Below are 22,976 nucleotides of genomic sequence, written 5' to 3' on the forward strand. Positions count from 1 at the left end.
ATAAACGTCCTTACTTATACAAAGCTATAATTTTCTTTATAAGTAGAAACTTCTTCATGAATATGAATACCGCGCTTTGCTAGCTCATCAAAAATCAATTGTGGATTTTCAAAGGCTTCTTCAGGCGTAACAACACCCACCCTATTTACATTTCCATTTGCAATTAACTCTGCAGCAATCCCAAATGGAATACCGACGTTTCTCGTATACGCTCTTAATTTTTCCCATCCTACAACAGAACCATCAGATAACGGATGTGTATGATATAACACATGTCTTTGCTTCTCATTATTTTTCATACCTATTACTTCTACATGAAGTGCATAACCATAAAGCTCTGTTTCTTGCCCTTCTTTCGATTGCAATAAATACTGTGAAATACAATCCATAATGCCTATTTCTTTCCCGTTTATTTCAATCTGATCATTACGCAATATGCCGTAATCATATAAAGCACGTACAAGTTGCATATTTTGCTGTGGCCAAGTTCCTCTCGTCTCTATCAGTTTGACACCTTTATTTTCTAATGCCTTTGCTAGCGTAATCGTTTCAGAATGCGGAATGATATACTGCGTTGCCTTACCATAAGGCTCTGGCAATTCTATTTCTCTCGGACGCGCAAACGGAGGTACTTGCTTAAATTCACCATCTTCATACACTGTACGCGATGGTAAATATGGATCATATTCATATGTCGTTGTCTCTGTAATTGATGCAGAAAAAGCAATCGGACGATACGAACCGTGACTTACACGGACAGACTCTACAGTATCCAATTGATTTGCTGCATGCATTGCCATCATTTGCGTTACACCCGGCGTCATGCCAAATCCAGGTAAACATATCTTTTCATTTTCAACAAATATAGCATGCGATTCATTTTCTTCACCAAATCCATTTAAGTTCACACCGTGACATCCTGCTTCTGCAATACAGCGGGTCGACAATCTGTTTAACTTTATCGTCGTACCGTCCATTACAATGTCATAACCAATCATTTTTGCAACCGTATCCTCGTGATCCGTTACATCTACTTTTACAAAATCAACACGAGGGTCGTTGAGCCATTCTACTACTTTACGGCCCTCTACCTCGTTAAAATCAGCTACTGTAATTGTCTCAAAAGATGAAAATTGAACTAAATCCAAAATAGCTTCGCGACAAATTTTACCTGCTCCACCTAAGCAAAACACTTTCACCCAATAACAGCTCCTTTAGCAATACTATCAACTAAGCGATTAATATCTTGTTCATGTACATCACCGATATTTCCAATGCGGAACGTATCTACTTTCGAAATTTTCCCAGGGTAAATAACAAATCCATAACGCTTTAATTCGTTATATAACTGTTGAAACTCGAATCCCTCTTTTGGATAAATGAAAGATGTAATAATAGGAGATTGGTATTCCTCATCTACTAGTGGCTTAAATCCGATTTCTCCCATTCTATTTACTAGTAGTTTTTGATTGTTGTAATATCGATTGTAACGCGCTCTTACTCCTCCCTCTTTTTCTAGTTCAAGTAGTGCTTGATAAAAAGCATGTACAACATGTGTAGGTGAAGTAAAACGCCATTTCCCATTTTGTTTTTCCATCGTTTCCCATTGATCATATAAATCAAGAGATAAAGAGCGTCCTTGCCCTTTACACTTCAATAATTCATCACGTTTTGCGATTACAAATCCGAATCCAGGAACCCCTTGAATACACTTATTCGCACTACTAATTAAAAAATCAATTTGTAAATCAGCAATGTCTATTTCAATCCCGCCGAAACTACTCATCGCATCAACAATTGTAACCTTTCCATACTGTTTTCCTAATTTACATACATCTACAATTGGATTTATAATGCCTGTCGTCGTTTCGCAATGAACAACTGCAATATGCGTAATCTCTTTATCTTCTTGCAATAACTTCTCTACTTCTACAATATTAGTAGGTTCCCACTCTTCTGTTTGACTGACCACTACATCAATCTGTAACATCTCTGCCATTTGCACAATGCGCTTACCGTACGCACCATTTGTACAAACGAGAATTTTCCCATTTGCCGGAATAACAGAACCAATTACTGCTTCAACTGAAAACGTACCGCTTCCTTGCATTAACACTGTTGTATATTTCTCTTCTTCCTTCGTCGCTAACGATACAAGTTTAGCTCTTACTTCTTGCACCATCGTATTATATTCATCATCCCACGTACACCAATCGTATAGCATAACTTCTTTTACTGATTTTGTTGTCGTTAATGGTCCTGGTGTTAATAATAAGTAGTGATTTTCAGTCATGATCCTATTCCCCTTTTATGAAATAATAAGTTCTTGTTTCTCGATATGTTCCATTACGCTTTCGAGTTCCTGCATCGTTTCTATCGTAAAGTGCGCCCCATTTTCAACGAAACGATTGCGAACTACTTCTATTTTTTCACGAAGTTCTACCGAATCCATCTTCTCCACTTCTTCTTCCGTTAAACCGAGCTCGCTACTGCCAAGAATTACACCAACTGTCCACATTCCAGCATTTCTACCTTCTTTCATATCTGATACTGTGTCCCCAACTTTTATCATATGGTTCATCGGATACACACCAAGTTCCATTGCATTTTTATAGCACATCCATGGATATGGACGGCCTGCTGGAACATCATCTGGCGTAACAAGAAAATCAGGTTTATATCCTTGTAACGCTGCTTCCTTTGCTACAATATCCATCATTTCTCTCGTATAACCAGTCGTTGAACCAATTTTAATTCCTCTTTCACGTAAAGAAGCAATCACTTCTTTTACTCCATTAATCGGCGAAGCATAGCGCGGTAAAATAGCGAAGAGAATCTCTTCAAATTCTTCATACATCTCCTGAATGTCTGCTTCTGTTGGTAATTGTCGGAAAACACGATTCCACTCACTCGCAATACGAGGCATCTCAGTAAGTGCCCTTACATGATCTATTTTTAATAACCCCATTGGCTTACGAGCTTCTTCTGCTGTAATTGCTACACCCCGTTTATGAAAAATCTCCATGAATACTTCTAGTGGTGCAAAACATCCGTAATCAACTGTTGTCCCTGCCCAATCAAAAATAACTGCTTCAATTTTCATTCTGTCCATCACCTTTCTTACTTATCTTTTTTGCCATTGTGAAGTTCGGTTACGAAGTGCTTTCGTTCCCCATTCATATACAACTCTTACTACAATATTTGTAACAACAATAAGCACACTCATTGCAGCTGCTGGCGCCACATTTCCTGCATCATCCATATTTACGATTGATACGGCAGCTAGTTTAAAATCAGCTGCATATAGGAATACAACTGCCGATACAGTTACCATTGAATTTACGAAGTAGTACATTACCATTTCTAAAATTGCTGGTAAACACATTGGTACCGTTACTCTAAAGAATGTTTTATAAAACGGAATACCCATCGACTGCGAAACAAGCTCAAACTCTCGATCTAATTTCTTTAAAGCAGTCGTTGCCGTGACAAATGTTACAGAATAAAAATGAATGATATTTACTAGTACTAACACAGCGATTGTTCCGTATAAAGAATGAAACGGGTTCGTTACTGATAGTCCCAAAATTTGAATCGTTGGTTGACTAAAGAAAAAGACATATCCTAATCCGAGTACTAAACCTGGTATGGCTAAAGGAACGATAGAGAAAAAGTAACCTGTTTTTCGGAAGAATTGTAGCTGGTCTATTTTCTCAATTGCATATGCAAATACAAATGTTAAAATCGCCCCAATAACTGCTGTAACTGCTGAAACAATTACGCTATTTTTAAATGCTTCAAGTCCATCTCCTGTTAAACTCGAAAAATTAAAATGCTCAAATGTAAAACTCATATTATATGGCCATACTTTCACACTTGCAGCAATACCAACTGCCACAAATAACAGAATGATCATAAATGTAATCACACTACAGTATATGAATGAGATGACATCTCTTTTCTTATTAGCTATTATTCTGTATGGTACTGCTTTTGAAGATAAGAAATTCGCCTGCTTTCTTTGCGTAATACGATCAACTGCAAATGCGAATATAGCTGGGATTAATAAAATCATTCCAACTGTTGCACCCATCGACATATTTTGCTGTCCAATTACTTGTTTGTATACGTCAGTAGCAAGCACATTATATTGTCCACCAACAATTTTTGGTGCCCCAAAATCAGTGAAACTAAGTGTAAACACAACAAACATTGCACTAATTAATCCGTACTTTACACTAGGTAAAGTAACCGTGAAAAATTGTTTTGTTTTACTCGCCCCTAGCATATTAGAAGCTTCATATAAACGATAATCGGATCCTTGAAAGGCAATTAGTAATATGAGAAAAGCTTGCGGAAATGTATACATAACTTCAGCTATTACAATTCCTACTGGTCCATATAAAGGGATTTGTATACCTTCAAATAACCCAAACATTCCTTTCGTTACTAGCCCTTGATTACCAAATAAATATGTAAGTGCTATACCGTGCATCATCGTTGGTGCAAACAATGGTAATAACGCTACATACTGAAATACACGCTTTCCAAAAACATTCGTACGGGCAATTGCATATGCGTAAACGAATGCAATTGAAACTGAAATAATTGTTGTTGCGCCCGAAATCCATACCGTATTTTGTAAAGACTGAACTAAAGTTGGTGTTGTAAAATATTTACTAAAATTCGCTAAACCAATGAAAACTCCATCTTTATTATAAAAAGCTTGTGTAAATAGTTGTAATAGTGGTAATACAAGTATGACAAGGAAGGAAAGAATCATACCGATAATTACAAGCCTTTGGATCCATTCCTCTTTCCCTATACTTCTCTTAATCTTTTTTTTCGCACTTTCTACCTTGTAGTTTTCTAACATCTCCATCTATACAATGACCTTCTTTCCATATGACAACATATGATTTTCTGAGAAAGAGATTTGAATCGGCTTTCCTTTTCTAATATCAGCTACTTCTACTTCTGATGCTAATATATCCACTACAATTTTCTCATTATAAAGGTGTGTGTTTTCTTCTACGACTCGCACTTCCGTCCGATATACAGATCCACGAAACTCCATACTTTCCACAACTGTTTTAATACCGTCCTTTTGTACAATTGTTACATGTTCAGGACGAATTGCATGCTCTTCGTTATTTTTCGAAAAGAAATTAATAGAACCAATAAAATCTGCCACAAACGGATTGGCTGGTCTTTGATAAATCTCCTCTGGTGTTCCAATCTGCATAATTTCCGCATGATTCATTACAACAATTTTATCAGCCATCGTTAATGCCTCTTCTTGATCATGCGTGACCATAATAGTTGTTACTCCTACTTTCTCTTGCAAATCACGCATTTCTCTACGTAACTTTTCACGTACTTTCGCATCTAAAGCAGATAACGGCTCATCAAGTAACAAAATATCTGGAGACAGAGCGAGCGCACGTGCAAGTGCCACTCGCTGCTGTTGTCCACCAGACATTTGAGCAGGATATTTATCTTTTACATTCAGTAAATCTACAAGTTTTAACGCCTCTAGCGCTTTCTCTTTTACTTCTGCTTTTCCATATTTTTTTGTCTTTAAGCCGTATTCAATATTTTCAAGTGCTGTTAAATTCGGAAATAATGCATACGATTGAAACACCATTCCGAAGTTTCTCTTTCCAGGAGGTAATGCTGTAATATCTTTTCCATTCACAGCTATACTACCTGTTGTTGCCTCTTCTAGACCTGCTAAAATTCGAAGCAATGTCGTTTTCCCACAACCACTTGGGCCTAATAAACATACAAACTCATTTTTGTTCACAGTAAAAGAAATATCTTTTAACGCTGTAAATGCATCAAACTGTTTTTGAATGTGTTGAATTGATAAATATTCGCTCATTTTTTCTCTCTCCCACTCACTTACTTTTTCGGTTCTGCTTTTTGTCCAAACTCTTTTTCCCATTTTTCTAAAATTTTGTCACGATTTTCTGCTGCCCACTTAAAGTCATTCTTTTTGTATAACTTTTCTGTTACATCTTTAGGGAATCCATCTGGAAGTTTATAATCATTTTTAATTGTCGCAAATCCATTTTTCTCGAAGTATAACTTCATTACATCATCAGTAATCGCCCAATCTAAAAATGCTTGCGCTAATTTTTCATTTTTTGCATTATCTTTTTTAATAAGTGCGTTCGCTTCTACTTCCCAACCTAATCCTTCTTTCGGCAATACAACTTCAACTGGTGCACCTTTTTGTTTCTCTTTCAAAGCACTATAAACCATTGATACGCCAACTGGATATTCACCCGCTCCTGCTAATTTCGCTGGTTTTGATCCTGAATGCGTATAACTTGCCATATTATCATGAAGTTTCTTCATGTAATCCCAGCCTTTATCTTCACCCATGATTTGTAGCCATGCAGAAACTGTTAAAAATCCTGTTCCAGATGATGCTGGATGTGGCATAACAAGTGTTCCTTTATACTCTGGTTTCGTTAAATCTTCATATGATTCTGGCATCGGTAAATTTTTCTTCTTTAACTCTTCTTTATTTACAGCAATCCCCGTCATAAATGCAGTATTTCCTACCCATTTTTCAGGTTGCTTATCATCTTTAAATTGTGGAAGAACACGATCTGCTCCTTTTGGAGAGTATCCTTTTAACATATCTTTTTTATCTAAAGCTAATAGACTTGATGCCGCAGTTCCCCATACAACATCTGCTTGTGTATTTTTCCCTTCAGCTAGCAATTTCGCAGTAATAACTCCTGTTGAATCACGTACAATGTTCAATTTCACATCAGGATATTTCTTTTTAAAGGAATCAAGATAAATTGGTACAAGCTCTTCTTCAATTGCTGTGTAAACAGTTAATGATCCAGATAATTTGTCATCTTTCACTTTCGCTCCAGCACTTTCTTCCTTCTTTGCACCACACCCCATTAATAACGAAAATACCATTCCAGTCGCTACAGCTTTAAAGATTGTTTTTTTCACTGTTTCTCTCTCCTTTTACAAATCTTATGTACAACTCAAATATAAACAACTAGTGTAAAAGCAGTATTAAACCAACATTAATCTTTTGTTTGTTGTTTGTTTTTGTGTAATACGTTGCTACTTCTATGTTTTTTCGCATTTTTCTGCTCATAGAAAACACTAAATTTACAAATAATTAAAAAAACCTTTATAATCCCACAAAAAAATGAGGCGTTTGTAAAAAACGCCTCATTTTTGTTTCCCTTTTTTTGAATTACGATTCGCATACTTTGCGCTATTTTCTCCTTCATACTCTAATGCAAATTCTGCATCTGGTAAGCTTTCTTTCGGAGTTTTATTATTATTGATTGCCGCATTTTGTTTCACTTTTCTTTTTACCAATACATTCACCTGCTCTCAAGAAATCACTTTCTACTCTAGTTTGAAACAACTTAAAATAATTATTACTGGCAAGTGTTAACAAGTACATAAGAGGCGTTAGATGGAAATACTACATATGAAGAAATCATTATAAAAAGGAGCGATAATTTTGAAGAAAAAAGAAAAGATTCAATCACCCATTTTAGACGAAACGCTCCCGCATCAAATGAATTTTCCATCTTTTAAAGGAACAGGAAAAACGATGCAACAACCTTTTGTGAATCAATATAATGTTGTAATTGGAGACAGTAAATATAATTCCGAGAACAGTCCGCTTAACAATTGGAGTGATGAAGTAGATCCTGCCATTATGGCTGGCGATGAGTGGATCCATCCTACAAATGATATTGGGTGGATTTCAGAAGAAAATCAAGAGTTGCTAAAAAACGAAGCGGATAATAAAGATGAAGCTTTCATGCATCCACAATTTGGAATTAACGACTAAAAAACCATTCTACCTAACGTAGGTAGAATGGTTTCATACTATCCAATAATAATCCGCTCTTTCGGGTATTTATAGCGAGGTGGTTGTTCCCTTCCACCACTAGCTAAAATAAATGTTAAAATACCAACGCGTCCGATAAACATAAGCACAATAAGTACAAGTTTCCCAACAGTTGTTAAATCAGGCGTGACACCTGTTGATAGTCCCGTCGTTCCGAAAGCAGAACAAACTTCAACAATTAAGCTCATAAGCGGTACATTTTCCGTAATAGATAAAATGAATAGCGCAGTAGCACATAACAAAATCCCCATCGTCATAACGACAGATGCTTTCAGTACATCCTCTTCATGTAGCTGACGTTTGAAGACTCTAACTGTTCTACCGCCCCTTGCAAAGGTGTATAGTGACAATATACTAACAGCAAATGTAGTTGTACGTATTCCGCCCCCAACCGAACTTGGAGATGCCCCTATAAACATTAATATACTCATAAATAAAAGCGTCGGTTGTGATAATTCACGTATATCCATTGTTGCAAGTCCACCACTTCGCGTCGTCACAGATTGGAATAATGTATAAAATACAGTTTCATGCCATGACTTTCCTACTAAAAAATGATTTCTCTCCAGTAAAAAAATCATAATTGTACCAACAACAACGAGTGCAAAAAATGTTGTTGTCGTCAATTTTGTAAATAATGAAAAACGGAATAATTGTTGTCTCCTTTTACTAAGGAATTGTTTCACTTCCATTAGCACAGGGAAACCAATCGCTCCTAAAATAATTAGTAACATATGAATCATTTGAACAATATAATCTTTTTTATACGGAATTAATGATTGTCCTGTTAAATCAAATCCGCCGTTCGTAGTCGCACTAACAGCTGCAAAGAAACCGTGAAAATAAGCTTCTTGCCAAGTCGGAAAGTAAAGTAAAAATCTTGTCCCCAATAAGATTGCTCCAATAAGTTCTATTGAAATAATTACAATTAAAATAGAACGCATCAATTCTACGAGACCCGATAAATTTCCTTGATTATGGTCTGCCATAATTAATCTTCTTCTTTGCAAACCAATCTTTTTCCCCGTAATGATCCAAACAAATGTCCCAAGCGCCATAATTCCTAAGCCGCCTAATTGTAAAATAAGAGCTAAAACAATAATTCCTGCTGTAGTAAACGTATCTGAAATCGTAATAACAGACAGTCCCGTAACACTTACCGCACTAACCGATGTAAAAAGCGCATCTATAAATGTCCATTTCACACCAGGCTTCGTAACAAACGGTAAACTAAGCAATATCACCGATACAACTACCGCTAATAAATAAAACAAAACGATGAGTTGTACAGGACGTAATTTTTGTAAAAACTTTTTTATATCTCTCATTCCATCACTTCGCTACCTTTTTTCTATCGATTAAATAAAGAAAAATCTTTACTTTCTTTATTTGTAAATAACTGCTCAAATAATTTGGCAAAGACCATTCCATATACAGTTCCATTACCTCCATACGGCAATGCATAAAACAAATTATGTATCTTTTCGTCTTCTTTTAAAATGGGGAGACCATCATGAGTACCACCAAATGCGGCTGCCCAATAGTAGTCTGCCTGTATATTTTTATACTGCGGGAACATCTCTTTTACAATATTAATAAGGATATCACGCTTATGCAATAATTTCGTATCACCAATTGTTTGAATTTGTAGCGCTTCATCTAATCCGCCTACAATAATGCGGTTTCGATACGTTCGAAAATATAAGTAGGGCCGTGCCGTTTCCCAAATTAACGATCGCTCATGCCAGCCTTCAAATTGATCTATTTCATTTGTTACAATTGCATAAGAGGTGTCTACTGTTGTATTTTTTTCTTTCTTTCCAAAAAGCGCCTCATAACCTGTCGCCATAATAATATTCTTTGCTACAATTTGATTTCCTGTTTTCGTGTAACAAATTAAATCATTTTTGCGTTTTTTTATATGTATTGCCTCTGTATGTTCATATATATTAGCTCCCATTTGGTTTGCTTTATGCAAAAAACTATACGCTAGTAAATACGGATTCACCTCAGCATCACCTTGCGTATATAACGCTGCTTGTTTTGCAAAAGAATAACGTTTCTTAATATCAGCTTCTGTAAAATATTCAACTGGAAATCCATAATTCTGTAACGTATTATATTCCTCTTGTAAAAATGAGACATCCTCACTTTTACTTGCATAATATAAACTATTTCGCGGAATAAAATGGGGATTAATATCAAGAGTCGGTATAACCTCTTCCATTGTTCTTAGCGCTTCATAACAAAGCTTATATGCTCGTACCCCTTTTTCTTTACCAAATGTATGGATAAGAGAGGTTAACGATTTATCATGAAGAAATTGTAGTAAACCTGTATTAGCAGCTGTGCTACCACACGCAATTGCTCTTTTTTCAATAAGTGTAACACTCATGCCAATTTTCGCTAACGAATGCGCTATATGAGCACCGGCTTCGCCGCTTCCAACTACGAGCACATCACATATCATATCATTTTCTAACAGTGGATAACAAGGTACAGAAACTCCTGTATTCCAAAACAACTTACCCATCATAAGTTTCATAATTATACTCCTAAAATATAAATTTCCCCTTTCTATGTTTTGTTATTTTTCATAAAAAAATCCAACTAACATAAGCTAGTTGGATTTTTTTATTTTTAATTAGAACGCTCTTCAAGCCAATTTCCAATCGTCGGATATGTTTGTTTTACAGCTGTTCCACCGTAAACGATAGACATATGCCCTGTTGGTAAACATACATATTGTTTATCTGTGCTAGAAATATGGTCTAGTAATGCTTCTACTTGACATGGCAAAGCGATATGATCACGTTTCCCGGAAATATTTAAGACATTCGCCTTAATATTTGCAAGGTCTACCTTTTGTCCGCGAATAACGAGTTCACCCTTAACCAACTTATTATTTTGATAAAAATCACGAATCCACTGTCTGTATGATTCACCTGGGAACGGAATACCATCACCAACCCACTTTTGAACCAATCTCCAGCTTTCGACGAAGCGCTCATTCTCTGAACGATCTACTAAAGCAACATATGGACCAACAAAGTTCGTAATTGGCTTTAACATTTTGTTTCCGAAATCAATCATTTCTGGCGGAATATTTCCAAATGTATCAACCGCTTTATCTAAATTGAAGTATTTCTCATCTAATAAAGGGCCATACAATCCTGTTTCAGAGAAATCAAAAGGACTTGTCATGAAAATTAAATTACGAATTGGCATGTGCGGATGAAGTGCTGCATAAATAGAAGTTAGCGTTCCACCCATGCAATAACCAAGTAAAGAAATCTCGTCCGATTTTGCAGTTCGCATTACTTTTTTTACTGCTTTTGCAATATAATCAAACACAAAATCATCAAATTTCAAATGACTATCTTCTAAACCAAATGTGCCCCAATCAAGCATATACACATCAAAACCACGATCCACTAGATATTCCACTAAACTATTTCCAGGAGTTAAATCCATAATATATGGTTTATTAATAAGAGCATATATTAACAGAATTGGAACTCTTTGTGTTTTTTCTTGTTTTGGAATGTAGCGATAAAGCTTCGTCTTATTCTTCGTCCAAATAACCTCTTTCGGCGTTAACCCTACTTGCGGCTCTGGTTCACGTAATAAAATTTCACTCGCCCTTTTCACTCGGCGGTATGCTTTTCGGTACTCTTCTGGGTATAGCTCTAATTGCTTTTCCCATTCTGTTGCGAATGTAGTCATTTTTTTATCTCCTTTTTGGTCGATTTCCTTCTTAAAAAAAGAAGTGCATTCCTGCTATGGATATGCACTTTTTTCTTACTTCATTACATATATAATCCGCCGTTAATGTTTAATTGTTGACCTGTGATATACGCACCGTCACGGCATAGGTATACTACACCTTTTGCAATTTCATCGGCTTGACCAAAACGTTTTTTCGGGATTTTTGCAACGATTTTTTGACGTACTTCTTCTGGTACTTCTGCTACCATTTCAGTATCAATAAATCCTGGGCAAATAGCGTTTACAGTGACATTTGTTTTTGCAAGTTCTAACGCTAATGATTTTGTAAATCCTAACATACCTGCTTTTGCTGCTGAGTAGTTTGTTTGGCCAAATCCACCTGCTTGACCAATAATAGAAGAAATGCTAATAATTCTTCCTTCTTCCGCTTCTGTTATGTATGGAAGAACAGCGCTTGTCGTATTAAATACGCTACTTAAATTCACGTCAATTACGCGCTCCCAATCTTCACGATTTAACTTTTTGAATGTACGATCTCTTGTAATACCAGCATTATTAACAAGAATATCAACTTTACCAAAATGATTCACAGCTTCTTCTACAAGTCGGTTTGCATCTTCTACTTTAGAAACATCCGCTTGCACTGCATAAACATCATGTCCGTCTTTTCCTAATTCATTCACTAAATTTTCAGCTGCTTCTTTACTGCTATTATAGTTAATAACTACTTTTGCTCCCTCTTGTGCTAATGCTACTGTAATTGCTTTTCCAATTCCTTTTGCTCCACCTGTTACGATTGCTACTTTTCCATTTAATTGAACCATTTCTTTTCCCCCTTAAATGAATTTGTGAACGATTGTTATGAATCATTTTGGTACTCATACTATAGAGTCCATATATAATTATGTTTCGCTGTTTATACGTGAAAAGAGATTCTCCCTCTCTCTTTTATCTGTTATAAACAAGCGCTTTTATCATTTTTTATTTTCTGGCTTATTCGCAGGCTTTACCTCTTCTTTTACAGGTACTTGTAGTTTAGCTAGTACTGCATTTTGCTTTTCTAGCAATTCTAAAATTTGATCTACTTTTGTTTCAAGCGTACGAATATCTTGTTTCACTTTCGTCACATCACGCTTTAATGTAGGAGCTTGTCCTAAAGAATCGACTTTCTCCTCTAGAAACTCCTCAATGTTATCTACTTTATTTTCTAAGTTAATAACTAGCGTAGCTACTCTTGCGATATCCTCTTTCGTCGGCACATTTACTTGTTCTAAATAGTTTTTTGTCGTATCATTTAATGCTTTTTGATAAAACAAATTCAAATCTAGAACGCTGCCCATCCAAGCAGAATATTCTTCTGTTTTAATTGTTTCATTGAGCGCTTTTCCCCAAAATGTTTCGGTTTGTTCATAAGCATTTTTCCATGCTTGTAGTGGATCGAATTTTTGATCAATCACTTTACCTACACTCCCTTTTTCGTTTTTGAAACAATTCAACCTATTCACTATTTTCTAATATTCTGAATAAAACTTCAAGTCTATATTTTATTTTTTTCTATTTTCTAACAAATGTGTTGACTTTAAAAACAGATAGGTGTAAATTGCACTTATAAGCAAAAAATTCCATCTAACTGATTCATGAGGTGATGCACAATCATGCTACAAAATGAACCAGAACAACGCGAAAGTTTGGAGAGCAACCAAGCGAAGCAACCAAACTCCATGCCAAAAAACTTCTTAGTTCCCTTCTTACTTCTCTGTCTAAAAGACTGGAGTCTTCATGGTTACAAACTTATTCAAATGCTAATGGATATCGGCTTTTCTTCTGTTGACCAAGGTAATGTTTATAGAACACTACGCAAATTAGAAAAAGAAAACCTTATTTCTTCTACTTGGGATACAAGCGATGGAGGGCCGGCAAAAAGAATTTATTCTTTAACTGAATATGGAGAGCAATATTTAACAACATGTGCGACTTCTTTTGAACATTATCAAAATATGTTGCGAACGTTTTTCACGTTATACACCAATGCATTCTTTCCATTTTCTACTTCTCCAGAAAAGGATGAAAAGGATTCTTCATCTTCACCTGGTGGTACAGCAGAGTAATCTGCGTTCACAATATGCAAAAAAACATTTGGGGGTCAAACAATGGAAACTAAACCATACGAATTAGTCGATGCATTTTGGAAAAACTGGTCTCAATCACTTTCCCTTTTCTCTTCAGCTGGGAAACAATTAGAGCAGCTTACTTTAGAAACATTAAAACAACAACAAGACGCTTTGCATAAATTAACATCAGGAGTAGATGAACTAGAAAAAGAACTACAACAACTCACTGCTCAGTTCAACAACCAATATACAGATTACGTGAAACAATTAACTGGAAACTCCTTAAATGATCAAATTAACGAGTGGCAGGACAAATGGAAGGAACTTTCTGCTCATATGCATCAACTTACTGTTTCTCCTACAAAAACATCTTTGTCAATTCTTACACAAACAAGCGGTCAATTTGAAGAAACAACAAAACAATTTATTGAACAACAACAATTACAACGTGAAGAGGCTCAAAAACAGTTAGAGGGTTTTTTGGAAGAGTTCAAGTCAAAACAGTTGGAACTCGCAAAAAAGTTCGAGGAAAACTCAAAAAATCTATTTACTTCCATCAAGTAAGAAAAATGTGGGAGCTAACCGCAGCACAAACAAAACTCTTTCTTCCTCCTACTACATCAAGATGGCTAACATTTTTCGATATGGAAAAGAAGGAGGACAAAATGAATCCATTTCAAGAAGCACAAACTGTTCCGGAGCTTCGCTATGATGAGATTCAAGTCGGTGATCAAGCATCCCTTACAAAAACAATTACAGATGAAGATGTTATCAATTTTGCAAAATTGACTGGAGATGTGAATCCTATTCACATTTTAGATTCTTTTGCGAAAACGACAATGTTTAAAGAACGTATTGCCCATGGTATGCTCGTTTCGAGTTTTATTTCTACCATCCTTGGAACGAAACTCCCAGGCAAAAATACAATTTATTTATCCCAAAATGTTTCATTCCGTGCCCCTGTCAAAATCGGTGATACACTTCGCGTTGTGGCAGAGGTTATTAAGAAGCGTGACGATAAAAAAATCATTACGTTGCAAACAAATATATATAATCAATCGGATGATATTGTCGTGGAAGGTACAGCGACAATACTAAAAAAAGAGTAGCAAATTTGCTACTCTTTTTTCTATCCAATAACTTCTAATCACACCGATTACTTCCGCGTATGAGCACGCCGGTTCCACATAAAATAACAGTACCAATTCAGATAAGTACTTATCTGGACTGGATTACTCATAAGGATGTGTATCATCATGGCAAAAACAAACAAATTACTAGTTCCAGGTGCTGAACAAGCACTTGATCAATTTAAATATGAAATTGCACAAGAATTCGGCGTAAGCTTAGGGTCTAATACAGCATCTCGTTCTAACGGATCAGTTGGCGGTGAAGTAACAAAACGTCTTGTTTCTTTAGCTCAACAACAATTACGCGGATAATAATATAACATATGGCTTAGAGGCAGATATTCTCTGCCTCTTTCTATTTTTCACATACATAATCGGACTTTTTCACATACTAGTAAGAGCAAACAGAAAGGAACGATATATAACATGAAACGGATTAACATTCGTATGAGTCCTCCCCGCGTTCTTACTTTGTCTTTTATCATGTTATCAATTATAGGTACATGCTTATTAAAGCTTCCAATTGCTACAACAACGTCTATTTCATGGCTCGATGCTTTATTTACAACAGTTTCTGCCTGTACGGTTACAGGGCTTGGTGTTGTGGACACTGGAAAAGTATTTACTTTGTTTGGACAATGTGTCATTTTAACGCTTATACAAGTTGGCGGACTTGGTATTATGAGCTTTGCTGTCTTAATTGCGATTATGCTCGGCAGAAAAATCGGTCTTCAAAACCGTATTTTATTACAACAAGCATTAAATCAAACAAATATAGGCGGCGTTATCCGTCTTGCCAAAGCATTATTTTTATTCTCTTTTACAGTCGAATGTATCGCTACTTTAATTCTTTCTTTTGAGTGGGTACCAAAATACGGGGTTACCAAAGGGATCTATTATAGTTTTTTCCATTCAATCTCAGCCTTTAACAATGCTGGTTTTTCTGTGTGGAGCGATAATTTAATGTCCCATTCTCATAGTATTATTGTCAATTTCGTCATTTCCTCTCTCATCATTTTAGGTGGAATTGGTTTTACAGTGATCGTAGACATAAAAAGAAAGAAAAACTTTAAAAACCTTACACTACATTCAAAACTTATGCTCTCTTCTACTCTAATCATCAACATTATTGCTACCCTTTTTATTTTTATATTCGAGTTCCATAACTCTCTTTCTATGAGAGGTTTTACCCCATTTGAAGAAGGAATGGCCTCTTATTTCCAAGCAATTTCAACGCGAACTGCCGGGTTTAATACAGTTGATATTTCTACATTGTCAAAACCTTCCCTGCTATTAATGATGCTACTTATGTTTATTGGTGCTGGTAGTGCTTCAACGGGTGGGGGGATTAAGTTAACAACATTTTTAATCATATTTTTTGGTGTATTTAAATTTTTACAAGAACAAGAAGATATTGTCGTATTTAAAAAATCCATTAAAGATACTCTCATTGTCAAATCATTAACCATTACTATTATTTCTATTTCATTTATCTTTTTTGCTATTTTAATTTTGAGTATTACTGAACGAGTTCCTCTATTGATGAGTGCTTTCGAAGTATTTTCAGCATTTGGGACTGTTGGCCTCAGTATGAACTTAACACCCCACTTAACTATAATTGGAAAAGCGATTATTATTTTTATGATGTTTTTTGGGAAAATGGGTCCTTTAACATTGGCATTTTCATTTGCTCGTAAAAAGAACCGAAAAATAAAGTATCCGAATGAAGATATTTTAACAGGTTGACAACCGTATAAATTATCCATATAATGAGAATACAATAACATATCTCCAAAGGGGAGTAGCGTCCAAGAATATATCTTGGAAACAAAGTCGTCATTACGTAGAACTTAGTTCTTCCGGCTTTGTTGGCATTTTTATTACATATGTCTAGCAAGACCTTTGCCTATTAACGGCAGAGGTCTTTTTTGCATTCATTTCCAGATTCTTCCAAAGTTAATAGGCAGGAGTATGGGGAAACTAAATAGTGGGGAAATTCTTCACTTATTTAGAAGTTATAGAGATGAGAGGAGAATGTACATGGATGTATCATTATTATTGGAGTATGGTTGGGTATTACTCATCCTAATTGCACTTGAAGGGATTTTAGCGGCTGATAACGCTCTTGTTCTTGCAATTATGGTAAAACATTTACCAGAAGAAAAACGAAAGAAAGCACTATTTTACGGATTAGCGGGGGCATTCGTTTTCCGATTTGGATCGTTATTTATGATTTCGTTCTTAGTCGATGTATGGCAAGTGCAAGCAATCGGTGCCATCTACCTTATGTTTATCGCTGGTAATCACTTATTTAAAACATATGTTAAAAAGAATACAGATGAAGAAACAGAAGAAAAAGAAGCAAAGAAAAAACAAGAGAACTTTTGGTGGACTGTATTTAAAGTTGAGGTTGCTGATATCGCCTTCGCAGTTGATTCAATTTTAGCTGCTGTTGCACTAGCAATGACTTTACCAAAAACAGGACTAGGTACAATTGGTAGTCTTGATACTGGGCAATTCGTTGTTATCTTTGTAGGTGGACTTATCGGATTAATCATTATGCGATTTGCAGCAACTGCTTTCGTACAAATCTTAAAACGTAAACCAGGGCTTGAAACTGCAGCATTCTTAATTGTAGGTTGGGTTGGTGTGAAGCTAGCAGTTTATACATTAGCACATCCTGCATTAAATGTAATTCCACATTCATTCCCAGAATCCACTCCGTGGAAGCTTACATTCTGGATTGTATTAGTCGGAATCGCAGTTGGTGGTTGGTTCTTCTCAAAAGAAGTAGAAGTAAAAGTGGAAAAGAATTTAGACGAAAAAGCGCTGTAATTACAGCGCTTTTTCTTTTTCCTTTCTTCCTCGCAATGTCCAGAAAAAATTCCATTATACTACCTTTTGTAAACGTTTTCTTAATGTATGTATGTCCTTTTTGTGAAACATTGCACAAACTTATTGAAAGTAAGAACAATTCCATGTACTTTATTCATATAAGGAGTATTTATAGAAGATTTACTAAAGGAGCGTATTACTCATGCTAGAACAAGGACTAGATTATGTTGTCAAACTGGCTAAAAGCAAAAAGAAAATACTAGATACAAACCCAATGCAATATTTCATTCGTGCTGCACTTGCTGGTATTTATATCGGTTTTATTATTGTACTATGTTTTAAATTAGGTAACTTTTTTCACATTGCAGATTCACCAGCAACTTATTTAGCCGCTTCTATGTTTTTCGGGATTGCTCTCGTACTTATTATATATGGCGGTGCTGAATTGTTTACTGGGAACACAATGTACTTTACTGTCGCAACTTTAAGAAAAGAAACAACGATTTCTGATACACTTCGTAACTGGGTTGCTTGTTATGCAGGTAACTTAGCCGGCGCATTATTCTTTGCCTTACTATTTTACGCAACTGGAATTTTTGAAGCAATTGATCACGGTCACTTAATGAGTAAAGTCGTTGAAGGAAAGATGAATACACCTACGATGCAGTTATTCTTTAAAGCCATTTTATGTAACTGGCTCGTATGTCTTGCTTGCTTCTTACCTTCTCAGGTTAAAGGTGACACAGCAAAAATAATGGTCATGATGCTACTTGTTTTCACATTCTTCTTATCTGGTTACGAACATAGTATTGCAAACTTATCACTCTTTGCTTTATCTTTAGTTTCACCGCATCCTGAGACAATTTCTTTTTCAGGTGCTATTCATAACTTAATTCCTGTTACAATTGGTAACATTATTGGCGGATCATTATTTGTCGGTATGGTATACCACTACTTAACAAAGAAAACGCCTGAAGTTCAACAGGAAGAAACTGAAATCGCAACAGCTCAACAAGAAGAGATTATTCCTTTACAAGCCCATATGAAACATTAAAAACTCCAAAGTTTTACTTTGGAGTTTTTAGCTTCCCACGTATTTAATAACAAGGTGAGGAGTAATTTCTCCTTCTTCCTTTCCCTTATCCATTCTCTGTTTCATCTTGTGCATACCGATGACATCATTCGTATGAAAGTGAATTTCATTTACATATAACCCCTCTGTACAAAAAGCTTCTACAAAATCTAGTCCATTTTTCGCTCCCCATCCCATATTAAAATCAAGAGAAAGAATATTCACATCATAATCCCGAACCATTTGCAAAGCACATTCTACTGTAGTTGCGGGCACATACCCGAACGGGCAACTTCTTTGATCATCCATATATACGTTCATTTTCGATTCCCTCTCTAATTTGAATATGCGGCCAATACATAACATATTGCCCCGAGACTAATAAAAGGACCAAATGGAATTGGCTTTCGTACTTCTATACGTTTTAATCCGATACCAATCCCGAAAAAACAAAGACTAAAACAAGATGCTAAAAATAAAACGATAAAAACTCCTTTCACTCCTACTATAAATCCAAGTAACGAAAGTAGTTTTATATCTCCTCCGCCAAGCCCTTCTGGATATATCTTTTGCATGCAATATAACAAAATAAATATAACACCACTACCAGCTATACTATCTGTCCAAGTAACTAATTGTACAAAAACACTTTCGAGAATGAGTAAAAAGGCAAACGAAATTAAAATACAATCAGGAATTAACATATATAAGTAATCTGTAACTGAAATAATAAGAAGTAGCGAAAAAAGGGATAAAATAATAATAAGCTCTCGTTCTATTCCAATCATATACACTGTAAGAAGAAATATACCTCCTGTTATACATTCAAATGCTACATACATAATTGGAATTTTCCTCTTACAATTCGTACAACAGCCTCTTTGTATATAAAATGAAATGATGGGGATTAGTTCTTTTGTCCTTAGCACATATTTGCAATAATCACAATGTGAACGCGGGGTAATAATAGAAGCACCTAATGGAACCCTCATCGCAACTAGCATAAAAAAAGAACCAAACACCATCCCTGCTAACAGTGCATATAAATAAGTGAACATCCCTTCCTCTCCTTTCCCAAAAAACATAGCAAAAAAAGGAGAGAACTTCTACTTCATATTATCCTTTATTCTACTAAAAAGCAGGCCATTTCCAGGCCTGCTTTCCCCTCTTTTATACGATGAAATAAACTGCTTTTAATGGTCCATGTACTCCGACAACAAGATTCATCTCGATGTCAGCCGAGTTACTTGGCCCTGTAATAAAGTTAATACAAGATGCCGCTGTCTCCCCATTTTCTACGCGTGAGTTCATATCCTGAACTGCTTGTGTAATACGAGGCACAAGTGTTTCACGTGGAATAATAGCAAAATATACAGTCGGTAAAAAGTGTAAAGAACGCCCTTGACCTTTATGACTTTGTACAACAATTGTACCAGATTCAGCTAATGTATAATCACTAAATGCAATACCAATATTCGCTTTTTCAGCTAAACGCATATTTTCGTCTTTTCTCTCTGGATCCCATACATTTACTTCAACATCTCGTTTTGGAAGTTCTTCTTTAAATAAAGATGTTAAACCATATGCATCAAAACGCGCATCTGCTGATAATAAAATAGGTCCCCCGCCGTTTTCCATGATTACTTTTTGAAGGTCTTCACCTAAACGGTCGTTTGTCGTTTCTACTACAGTTGTATGAATGTTTGTACATTGCTCTTTAAACACTTCTAGTAATTCTTCTTGTGAATAATCTTTTAACGTTTCTATATTCACATTACTTTTCCATACTGGACGCTCTACACCTTCTGTTTTACGCGCGCGCCCAAGTTCTTTTGCAATGTTATCTAGAAAGGCATCACGGTTTTGAATTAATCCTGTCATTATTTATCCCCGCCTTTCTTATGATCTTTATACCAATCACGGAATCGTTCTTTACTTGGAGCTGGAAATTCACGAATATCCGTCCAGTTTTTAAGTGGTCCAACACCTTTTGATACACGATTACCAGATGTAAATGGACTCATTGCCGCTGGTGCCATTTTTGAACCCATTTTATATAAAGCAGCTGAAGAAGCACCCATACTAAACATTTTCATAGCCAGTTTTTCTGCAAGTGGTGCACGACCTTCTTGCTCAACGATGACTTGACGATGTTTTAATAATAAATCATGCAATGGAATTTTTACTGGACAAGCTTCTGTACATGCTCCGCATAAACTAGATGCATAAGGAAGCTCTTTGTAATCATCATATCCACCTAGAAGCGGTGTTAATACCGCACCGATTGGTCCTGAGTAAATCGATCCATATGAATGTCCACCAACGTGACGATATACAGGACATACATTAACACAAGCAGCGCAACGAATACATTGTAATACTGAACGGAATTCAGATCCAAGAATTTGAGAGCGACCATTATCAACAACAACTAAATGAAATTCTTCAGGTCCATCAACTTCCTCTTCTTGAATTGGCCCCGCTACTGTTACATAACTTGTTAATTTTTGACCTACTGCACTACGACATAGTAAACCAACTAAAACATCTAATTCTTCCATTGTCGGAACCATACGTTCCATACCCATTACCGCTATTTGTGTTTTAGGAATTGACATAACAAGATCTGCATTACCTTCATTCGTTACTAAACAAAGAGAGCCAGTATTTGCAACAGCAAAGTTACAACCAGTTACACCAATTTCTGCATCCATAAATTTCTCACGAAGTTGTTTACGAACAAACTTTGTCATTTCATACGGGTCATCAGAATTTTCATAGCCTAGCTTTTCTTTAAATACGTCGCGAATTTGCGTTCTATTTTTATGAAGTGCAGGTGCAATAATATGTGAAGGTGGATCGTTATCTACTTGCAAGATATACTCTCCTAAGTCACTCTCTAACACTTCACAGCCAATCTCTTCAAGCGCATGGTTCATACTGATTTCTTCTGTTACCATCGACTTTGATTTTACTACCTTTTTTGCCTGCTTCTTTTTTGCAACGTCTTGAATATACTTTGCTGCTTCCTCTTTCGTTTTCGCAAAGTACACGTGTCCGCCTCTTTTTGATACATTTTCACTTAACTGCATTAAGTAATAATCAAGATTTTCTAACGTATGTTGACGAATTTGTTCACCTAGTTCACGCCACTCTTCCCAGTTTCCTAGTTCATCTGCGGCTTTTAAGCGATTCGTATATAAACGCGTTTGTGCAGAAGATACTGCTCCGCGCATAAACGAATCTTGAATTCCATCACCAACGCGATCATTAAATTTTTTCTCACTGATTTTCATAGACATAGCTTATGTTCCCCCTTCATGAGCGACTATTCAGTACCTCAGCAATATGCATTACTTTTACTTCTTTTCCTAAACGCTCAATACGTCCGCCAATGTTTAACAAACACCCACAATCTGCACCAATTAAATAATCTGCACCTGTTTCCATTACACTATCTACTTTTTCGTCTACCATTTGCTCAGAAATTGGAGTCATCTTAACTGAAAACGTTCCCCCAAACCCGCAACAATTTTGCACGTTTGGCAAATCTCTCACAGTTAATCCTTTTACATTTGATAATAAAATTCCTGGTGCTTCTTTTATTCCAAGCATACGTGTCATATGACATGATTTATGAATAGTAGCGACCCCTGGTAAACTTGCACCAACATCAGTAACCTTTAAAACATCCACAATAAACTGTGTAAATTCATAAGTTTTATCAGCAACTTTTTGTGCACGTTTAGCCCACTTTGGATCATCTTTGAAAACATGTGGATACTCATGAAACATTGTCGCACAAGAACCAGATGGCGTAACAATATATTCTGCATCTTCGAAAGTTTCAATCATATGTTTCATTGCTTCTTTTGCTGCTTCTACATGGCCGCTATTATAAGCAGGCTGACCACAACAAACTTGCGCTTCTGGAAATTCAATTTCACAACCTAAGCGCTCCAACACTTCAACCGTTGCTTTGCCGACATTTGTTTCAAACATATCGACTAAACAAGTAACAAATAAAGTAACTTTCATAACTATTACTCCCCCTTTTTACAACTTCACCAACAAACATATGGTCATCAGATGACTTAGCAGAGAAGAAATAGGCTCAACCATAGCCTATCCTCTCCCTCTTCTAAAGAAAACGCTTACTTAATCTTTCTCTATTTTATCAGAAAATTAAATTT

General features: G+C 35.9%; 25 protein-coding genes and 1 riboswitch. Of the genes, 8 read left to right on the forward strand and 17 right to left on the reverse strand.

Annotation, left to right across the window (positions count from 1 at the left end; translation table 11 throughout):
* Nucleotides 1–14: 14 nt before the first annotated feature.
* From AB6801_RS05570 to AB6801_RS05600, 7 genes are all read right to left on the reverse strand, one after another.
* On the reverse strand, nucleotides 15–1,199 hold the full coding sequence (locus AB6801_RS05570; RefSeq protein WP_000862174.1) for a saccharopine dehydrogenase family protein: 1,185 nt from the start codon (nucleotides 1,197–1,199) through the stop codon (nucleotides 15–17).
* Entirely contained in the window at nucleotides 1,196–2,293 is a 1,098-nt protein-coding gene (phnW, locus tag AB6801_RS05575; protein ID WP_000138230.1) for a 2-aminoethylphosphonate--pyruvate transaminase, read from the reverse strand. Before phnW ends, AB6801_RS05570 begins: the two co-directional genes overlap by 4 nt.
* Nucleotides 2,294–2,308: 15 nt before the next feature.
* Nucleotides 2,309–3,103 (reverse strand): phosphonoacetaldehyde hydrolase, encoded by a 795-nt coding sequence (gene phnX, locus AB6801_RS05580; RefSeq protein WP_000687365.1) that lies wholly within the window; start codon nucleotides 3,101–3,103, stop codon nucleotides 2,309–2,311.
* Between the two features lie 21 nt (nucleotides 3,104–3,124).
* A complete protein-coding gene (locus AB6801_RS05585) occupies nucleotides 3,125–4,882 on the reverse strand; it encodes a putative 2-aminoethylphosphonate ABC transporter permease subunit (protein WP_000425518.1) in 1,758 nt (585 codons plus the stop codon).
* Complete coding sequence (locus tag AB6801_RS05590; RefSeq protein WP_000006190.1) at nucleotides 4,883–5,884, reverse strand: putative 2-aminoethylphosphonate ABC transporter ATP-binding protein; 1,002 nt, start codon at nucleotides 5,882–5,884, stop codon at nucleotides 4,883–4,885.
* Nucleotides 5,885–5,904: 20 nt separating this feature from the next.
* Entirely contained in the window at nucleotides 5,905–6,981 is a 1,077-nt protein-coding gene (locus tag AB6801_RS05595; RefSeq protein ID WP_000750895.1) for a putative 2-aminoethylphosphonate ABC transporter substrate-binding protein, read from the reverse strand.
* A gap of 228 nt (nucleotides 6,982–7,209) precedes the next feature.
* On the reverse strand, nucleotides 7,210–7,362 hold the full coding sequence (locus AB6801_RS05600; RefSeq protein ID WP_000240799.1) for a hypothetical protein: 153 nt from the start codon (nucleotides 7,360–7,362) through the stop codon (nucleotides 7,210–7,212).
* Between the two features lie 148 nt (nucleotides 7,363–7,510).
* On the opposite strand from AB6801_RS05600, the gene AB6801_RS05605 reads away from it, so the two are divergent.
* Nucleotides 7,511–7,846, forward strand: a complete 336-nt coding sequence (locus AB6801_RS05605; protein WP_000726027.1) for a DUF3905 domain-containing protein — start codon at nucleotides 7,511–7,513, stop codon at nucleotides 7,844–7,846.
* Between the two features lie 38 nt (nucleotides 7,847–7,884).
* On the opposite strand, the gene AB6801_RS05610 is transcribed toward AB6801_RS05605, so the two are convergent.
* The 5 genes from AB6801_RS05610 to phaR all read right to left on the reverse strand — a co-directional run bounded on the left by AB6801_RS05610 (nucleotide 7,885) and on the right by phaR (nucleotide 13,092).
* The gene (locus tag AB6801_RS05610; protein WP_001204707.1) at nucleotides 7,885–9,234 is read right to left on the reverse strand and encodes a TrkH family potassium uptake protein; all 1,350 of its coding nucleotides are present in this window, start codon (nucleotides 9,232–9,234) and stop codon (nucleotides 7,885–7,887) included.
* A 23-nt stretch (nucleotides 9,235–9,257) separates the two neighbouring features.
* Nucleotides 9,258–10,451: an NAD(P)/FAD-dependent oxidoreductase gene (locus tag AB6801_RS05615; RefSeq protein WP_000772518.1), complete on the reverse strand. Its 1,194-nt coding sequence runs from the start codon at nucleotides 10,449–10,451 to the stop codon at nucleotides 9,258–9,260.
* A gap of 95 nt (nucleotides 10,452–10,546) precedes the next feature.
* The gene (gene phaC, locus AB6801_RS05620; RefSeq protein WP_000206336.1) at nucleotides 10,547–11,632 is read right to left on the reverse strand and encodes a class III poly(R)-hydroxyalkanoic acid synthase subunit PhaC; all 1,086 of its coding nucleotides are present in this window, start codon (nucleotides 11,630–11,632) and stop codon (nucleotides 10,547–10,549) included.
* Between the two features lie 83 nt (nucleotides 11,633–11,715).
* Nucleotides 11,716–12,459, reverse strand: coding sequence for an acetoacetyl-CoA reductase (locus tag AB6801_RS05625; RefSeq protein ID WP_000250407.1), 744 nt, complete (start codon nucleotides 12,457–12,459; stop codon nucleotides 11,716–11,718).
* Nucleotides 12,460–12,609: 150 nt separating this feature from the next.
* A complete protein-coding gene (gene phaR / locus AB6801_RS05630) occupies nucleotides 12,610–13,092 on the reverse strand; it encodes a polyhydroxyalkanoic acid synthase subunit PhaR (protein WP_000566942.1) in 483 nt (160 codons plus the stop codon).
* Nucleotides 13,093–13,290: 198 nt separating this feature from the next.
* On the opposite strand from phaR, the gene phaQ reads away from it, so the two are divergent.
* The 7 genes from phaQ to AB6801_RS05665 all read left to right on the forward strand — a co-directional run bounded on the left by phaQ (nucleotide 13,291) and on the right by AB6801_RS05665 (nucleotide 18,765).
* Entirely contained in the window at nucleotides 13,291–13,743 is a 453-nt protein-coding gene (gene phaQ, locus AB6801_RS05635; protein ID WP_000939955.1) for a poly-beta-hydroxybutyrate-responsive repressor, read from the forward strand.
* Nucleotides 13,744–13,785: 42 nt separating this feature from the next.
* Nucleotides 13,786–14,310, forward strand: coding sequence for a polyhydroxyalkanoic acid inclusion protein PhaP (gene phaP / locus AB6801_RS05640; protein ID WP_000448594.1), 525 nt, complete (start codon nucleotides 13,786–13,788; stop codon nucleotides 14,308–14,310).
* 101 nt (nucleotides 14,311–14,411) lie between these two features.
* The gene (locus tag AB6801_RS05645; protein WP_001067916.1) at nucleotides 14,412–14,855 is read left to right on the forward strand and encodes a MaoC family dehydratase; all 444 of its coding nucleotides are present in this window, start codon (nucleotides 14,412–14,414) and stop codon (nucleotides 14,853–14,855) included.
* Nucleotides 14,856–15,002: 147 nt separating this feature from the next.
* On the forward strand, nucleotides 15,003–15,188 hold the full coding sequence (locus tag AB6801_RS05650; protein ID WP_001140707.1) for an alpha/beta-type small acid-soluble spore protein: 186 nt from the start codon (nucleotides 15,003–15,005) through the stop codon (nucleotides 15,186–15,188).
* A gap of 114 nt (nucleotides 15,189–15,302) precedes the next feature.
* Entirely contained in the window at nucleotides 15,303–16,622 is a 1,320-nt protein-coding gene (locus AB6801_RS05655; RefSeq protein ID WP_000822339.1) for a TrkH family potassium uptake protein, read from the forward strand.
* A gap of 38 nt (nucleotides 16,623–16,660) precedes the next feature.
* Nucleotides 16,661–16,834, forward strand: a riboswitch (yybP-ykoY riboswitch).
* 82 nt (nucleotides 16,835–16,916) lie between these two features.
* On the forward strand, nucleotides 16,917–17,711 hold the full coding sequence (locus AB6801_RS05660) for a TerC family protein (protein ID WP_000383326.1): 795 nt from the start codon (nucleotides 16,917–16,919) through the stop codon (nucleotides 17,709–17,711).
* Nucleotides 17,712–17,913: 202 nt separating this feature from the next.
* On the forward strand, nucleotides 17,914–18,765 hold the full coding sequence (locus AB6801_RS05665; protein WP_097998894.1) for a formate/nitrite transporter family protein: 852 nt from the start codon (nucleotides 17,914–17,916) through the stop codon (nucleotides 18,763–18,765).
* Nucleotides 18,766–18,792: 27 nt separating this feature from the next.
* On the opposite strand, the gene AB6801_RS05670 is transcribed toward AB6801_RS05665, so the two are convergent.
* From AB6801_RS05670 to AB6801_RS05690, 5 genes are all read right to left on the reverse strand, one after another.
* Nucleotides 18,793–19,104, reverse strand: coding sequence for a cyclic-phosphate processing receiver domain-containing protein (locus tag AB6801_RS05670; protein WP_001103760.1), 312 nt, complete (start codon nucleotides 19,102–19,104; stop codon nucleotides 18,793–18,795).
* Nucleotides 19,105–19,118: 14 nt separating this feature from the next.
* Nucleotides 19,119–19,841 (reverse strand): prepilin peptidase, encoded by a 723-nt coding sequence (locus AB6801_RS05675; protein ID WP_000495716.1) that lies wholly within the window; start codon nucleotides 19,839–19,841, stop codon nucleotides 19,119–19,121.
* A 112-nt stretch (nucleotides 19,842–19,953) separates the two neighbouring features.
* Nucleotides 19,954–20,664, reverse strand: coding sequence for a LutC/YkgG family protein (locus tag AB6801_RS05680; protein WP_000147183.1), 711 nt, complete (start codon nucleotides 20,662–20,664; stop codon nucleotides 19,954–19,956).
* Entirely contained in the window at nucleotides 20,664–22,085 is a 1,422-nt protein-coding gene (locus tag AB6801_RS05685; protein WP_000061930.1) for a LutB/LldF family L-lactate oxidation iron-sulfur protein, read from the reverse strand. Before AB6801_RS05685 ends, AB6801_RS05680 begins: the two co-directional genes overlap by 1 nt.
* Nucleotides 22,086–22,101: 16 nt before the next feature.
* Entirely contained in the window at nucleotides 22,102–22,821 is a 720-nt protein-coding gene (locus tag AB6801_RS05690) for a (Fe-S)-binding protein (protein ID WP_000869150.1), read from the reverse strand.
* Nucleotides 22,822–22,976 lie beyond the last annotated feature (155 nt).

Origin of the sequence: Bacillus sp. RCC_6_1 (genome assembly GCF_041360755.1) — a bacterium.
GTDB lineage: Bacteria > Bacillota > Bacilli > Bacillales > Bacillaceae_G > Bacillus_A > Bacillus_A cereus.

Coding starts and splice junctions, on each gene's coding strand:
- phnW (WP_000138230.1), bottom strand. CDS start 2,293: ATGACTGAAAATCACTACTTATTATTAACACCAGGACCATTAACGACA.
- phnX (WP_000687365.1), bottom strand. CDS start 3,103: ATGAAAATTGAAGCAGTTATTTTTGATTGGGCAGGGACAACAGTTGAT.
- AB6801_RS05585 (WP_000425518.1), bottom strand. CDS start 4,882: ATGGAGATGTTAGAAAACTACAAGGTAGAAAGTGCGAAAAAAAAGATT.
- AB6801_RS05590 (WP_000006190.1), bottom strand. CDS start 5,884: ATGAGCGAATATTTATCAATTCAACACATTCAAAAACAGTTTGATGCA.
- AB6801_RS05610 (WP_001204707.1), bottom strand. CDS start 9,234: ATGAGAGATATAAAAAAGTTTTTACAAAAATTACGTCCTGTACAACTC.
- AB6801_RS05615 (WP_000772518.1), bottom strand. CDS start 10,451: ATGAAACTTATGATGGGTAAGTTGTTTTGGAATACAGGAGTTTCTGTA.
- phaC (WP_000206336.1), bottom strand. CDS start 11,632: ATGACTACATTCGCAACAGAATGGGAAAAGCAATTAGAGCTATACCCA.
- AB6801_RS05625 (WP_000250407.1), bottom strand. CDS start 12,459: ATGGTTCAATTAAATGGAAAAGTAGCAATCGTAACAGGTGGAGCAAAA.
- phaQ (WP_000939955.1), top strand. CDS start 13,291: ATGCTACAAAATGAACCAGAACAACGCGAAAGTTTGGAGAGCAACCAA.
- phaP (WP_000448594.1), top strand. CDS start 13,786: ATGGAAACTAAACCATACGAATTAGTCGATGCATTTTGGAAAAACTGG.
- AB6801_RS05645 (WP_001067916.1), top strand. CDS start 14,412: ATGAATCCATTTCAAGAAGCACAAACTGTTCCGGAGCTTCGCTATGAT.
- AB6801_RS05650 (WP_001140707.1), top strand. CDS start 15,003: ATGGCAAAAACAAACAAATTACTAGTTCCAGGTGCTGAACAAGCACTT.
- AB6801_RS05655 (WP_000822339.1), top strand. CDS start 15,303: ATGAAACGGATTAACATTCGTATGAGTCCTCCCCGCGTTCTTACTTTG.
- AB6801_RS05660 (WP_000383326.1), top strand. CDS start 16,917: ATGGATGTATCATTATTATTGGAGTATGGTTGGGTATTACTCATCCTA.
- AB6801_RS05665 (WP_097998894.1), top strand. CDS start 17,914: ATGCTAGAACAAGGACTAGATTATGTTGTCAAACTGGCTAAAAGCAAA.
- AB6801_RS05670 (WP_001103760.1), bottom strand. CDS start 19,104: ATGAACGTATATATGGATGATCAAAGAAGTTGCCCGTTCGGGTATGTG.
- AB6801_RS05675 (WP_000495716.1), bottom strand. CDS start 19,841: ATGTTCACTTATTTATATGCACTGTTAGCAGGGATGGTGTTTGGTTCT.
- AB6801_RS05680 (WP_000147183.1), bottom strand. CDS start 20,664: ATGACAGGATTAATTCAAAACCGTGATGCCTTTCTAGATAACATTGCA.
- AB6801_RS05685 (WP_000061930.1), bottom strand. CDS start 22,085: ATGTCTATGAAAATCAGTGAGAAAAAATTTAATGATCGCGTTGGTGAT.
- AB6801_RS05690 (WP_000869150.1), bottom strand. CDS start 22,821: ATGAAAGTTACTTTATTTGTTACTTGTTTAGTCGATATGTTTGAAACA.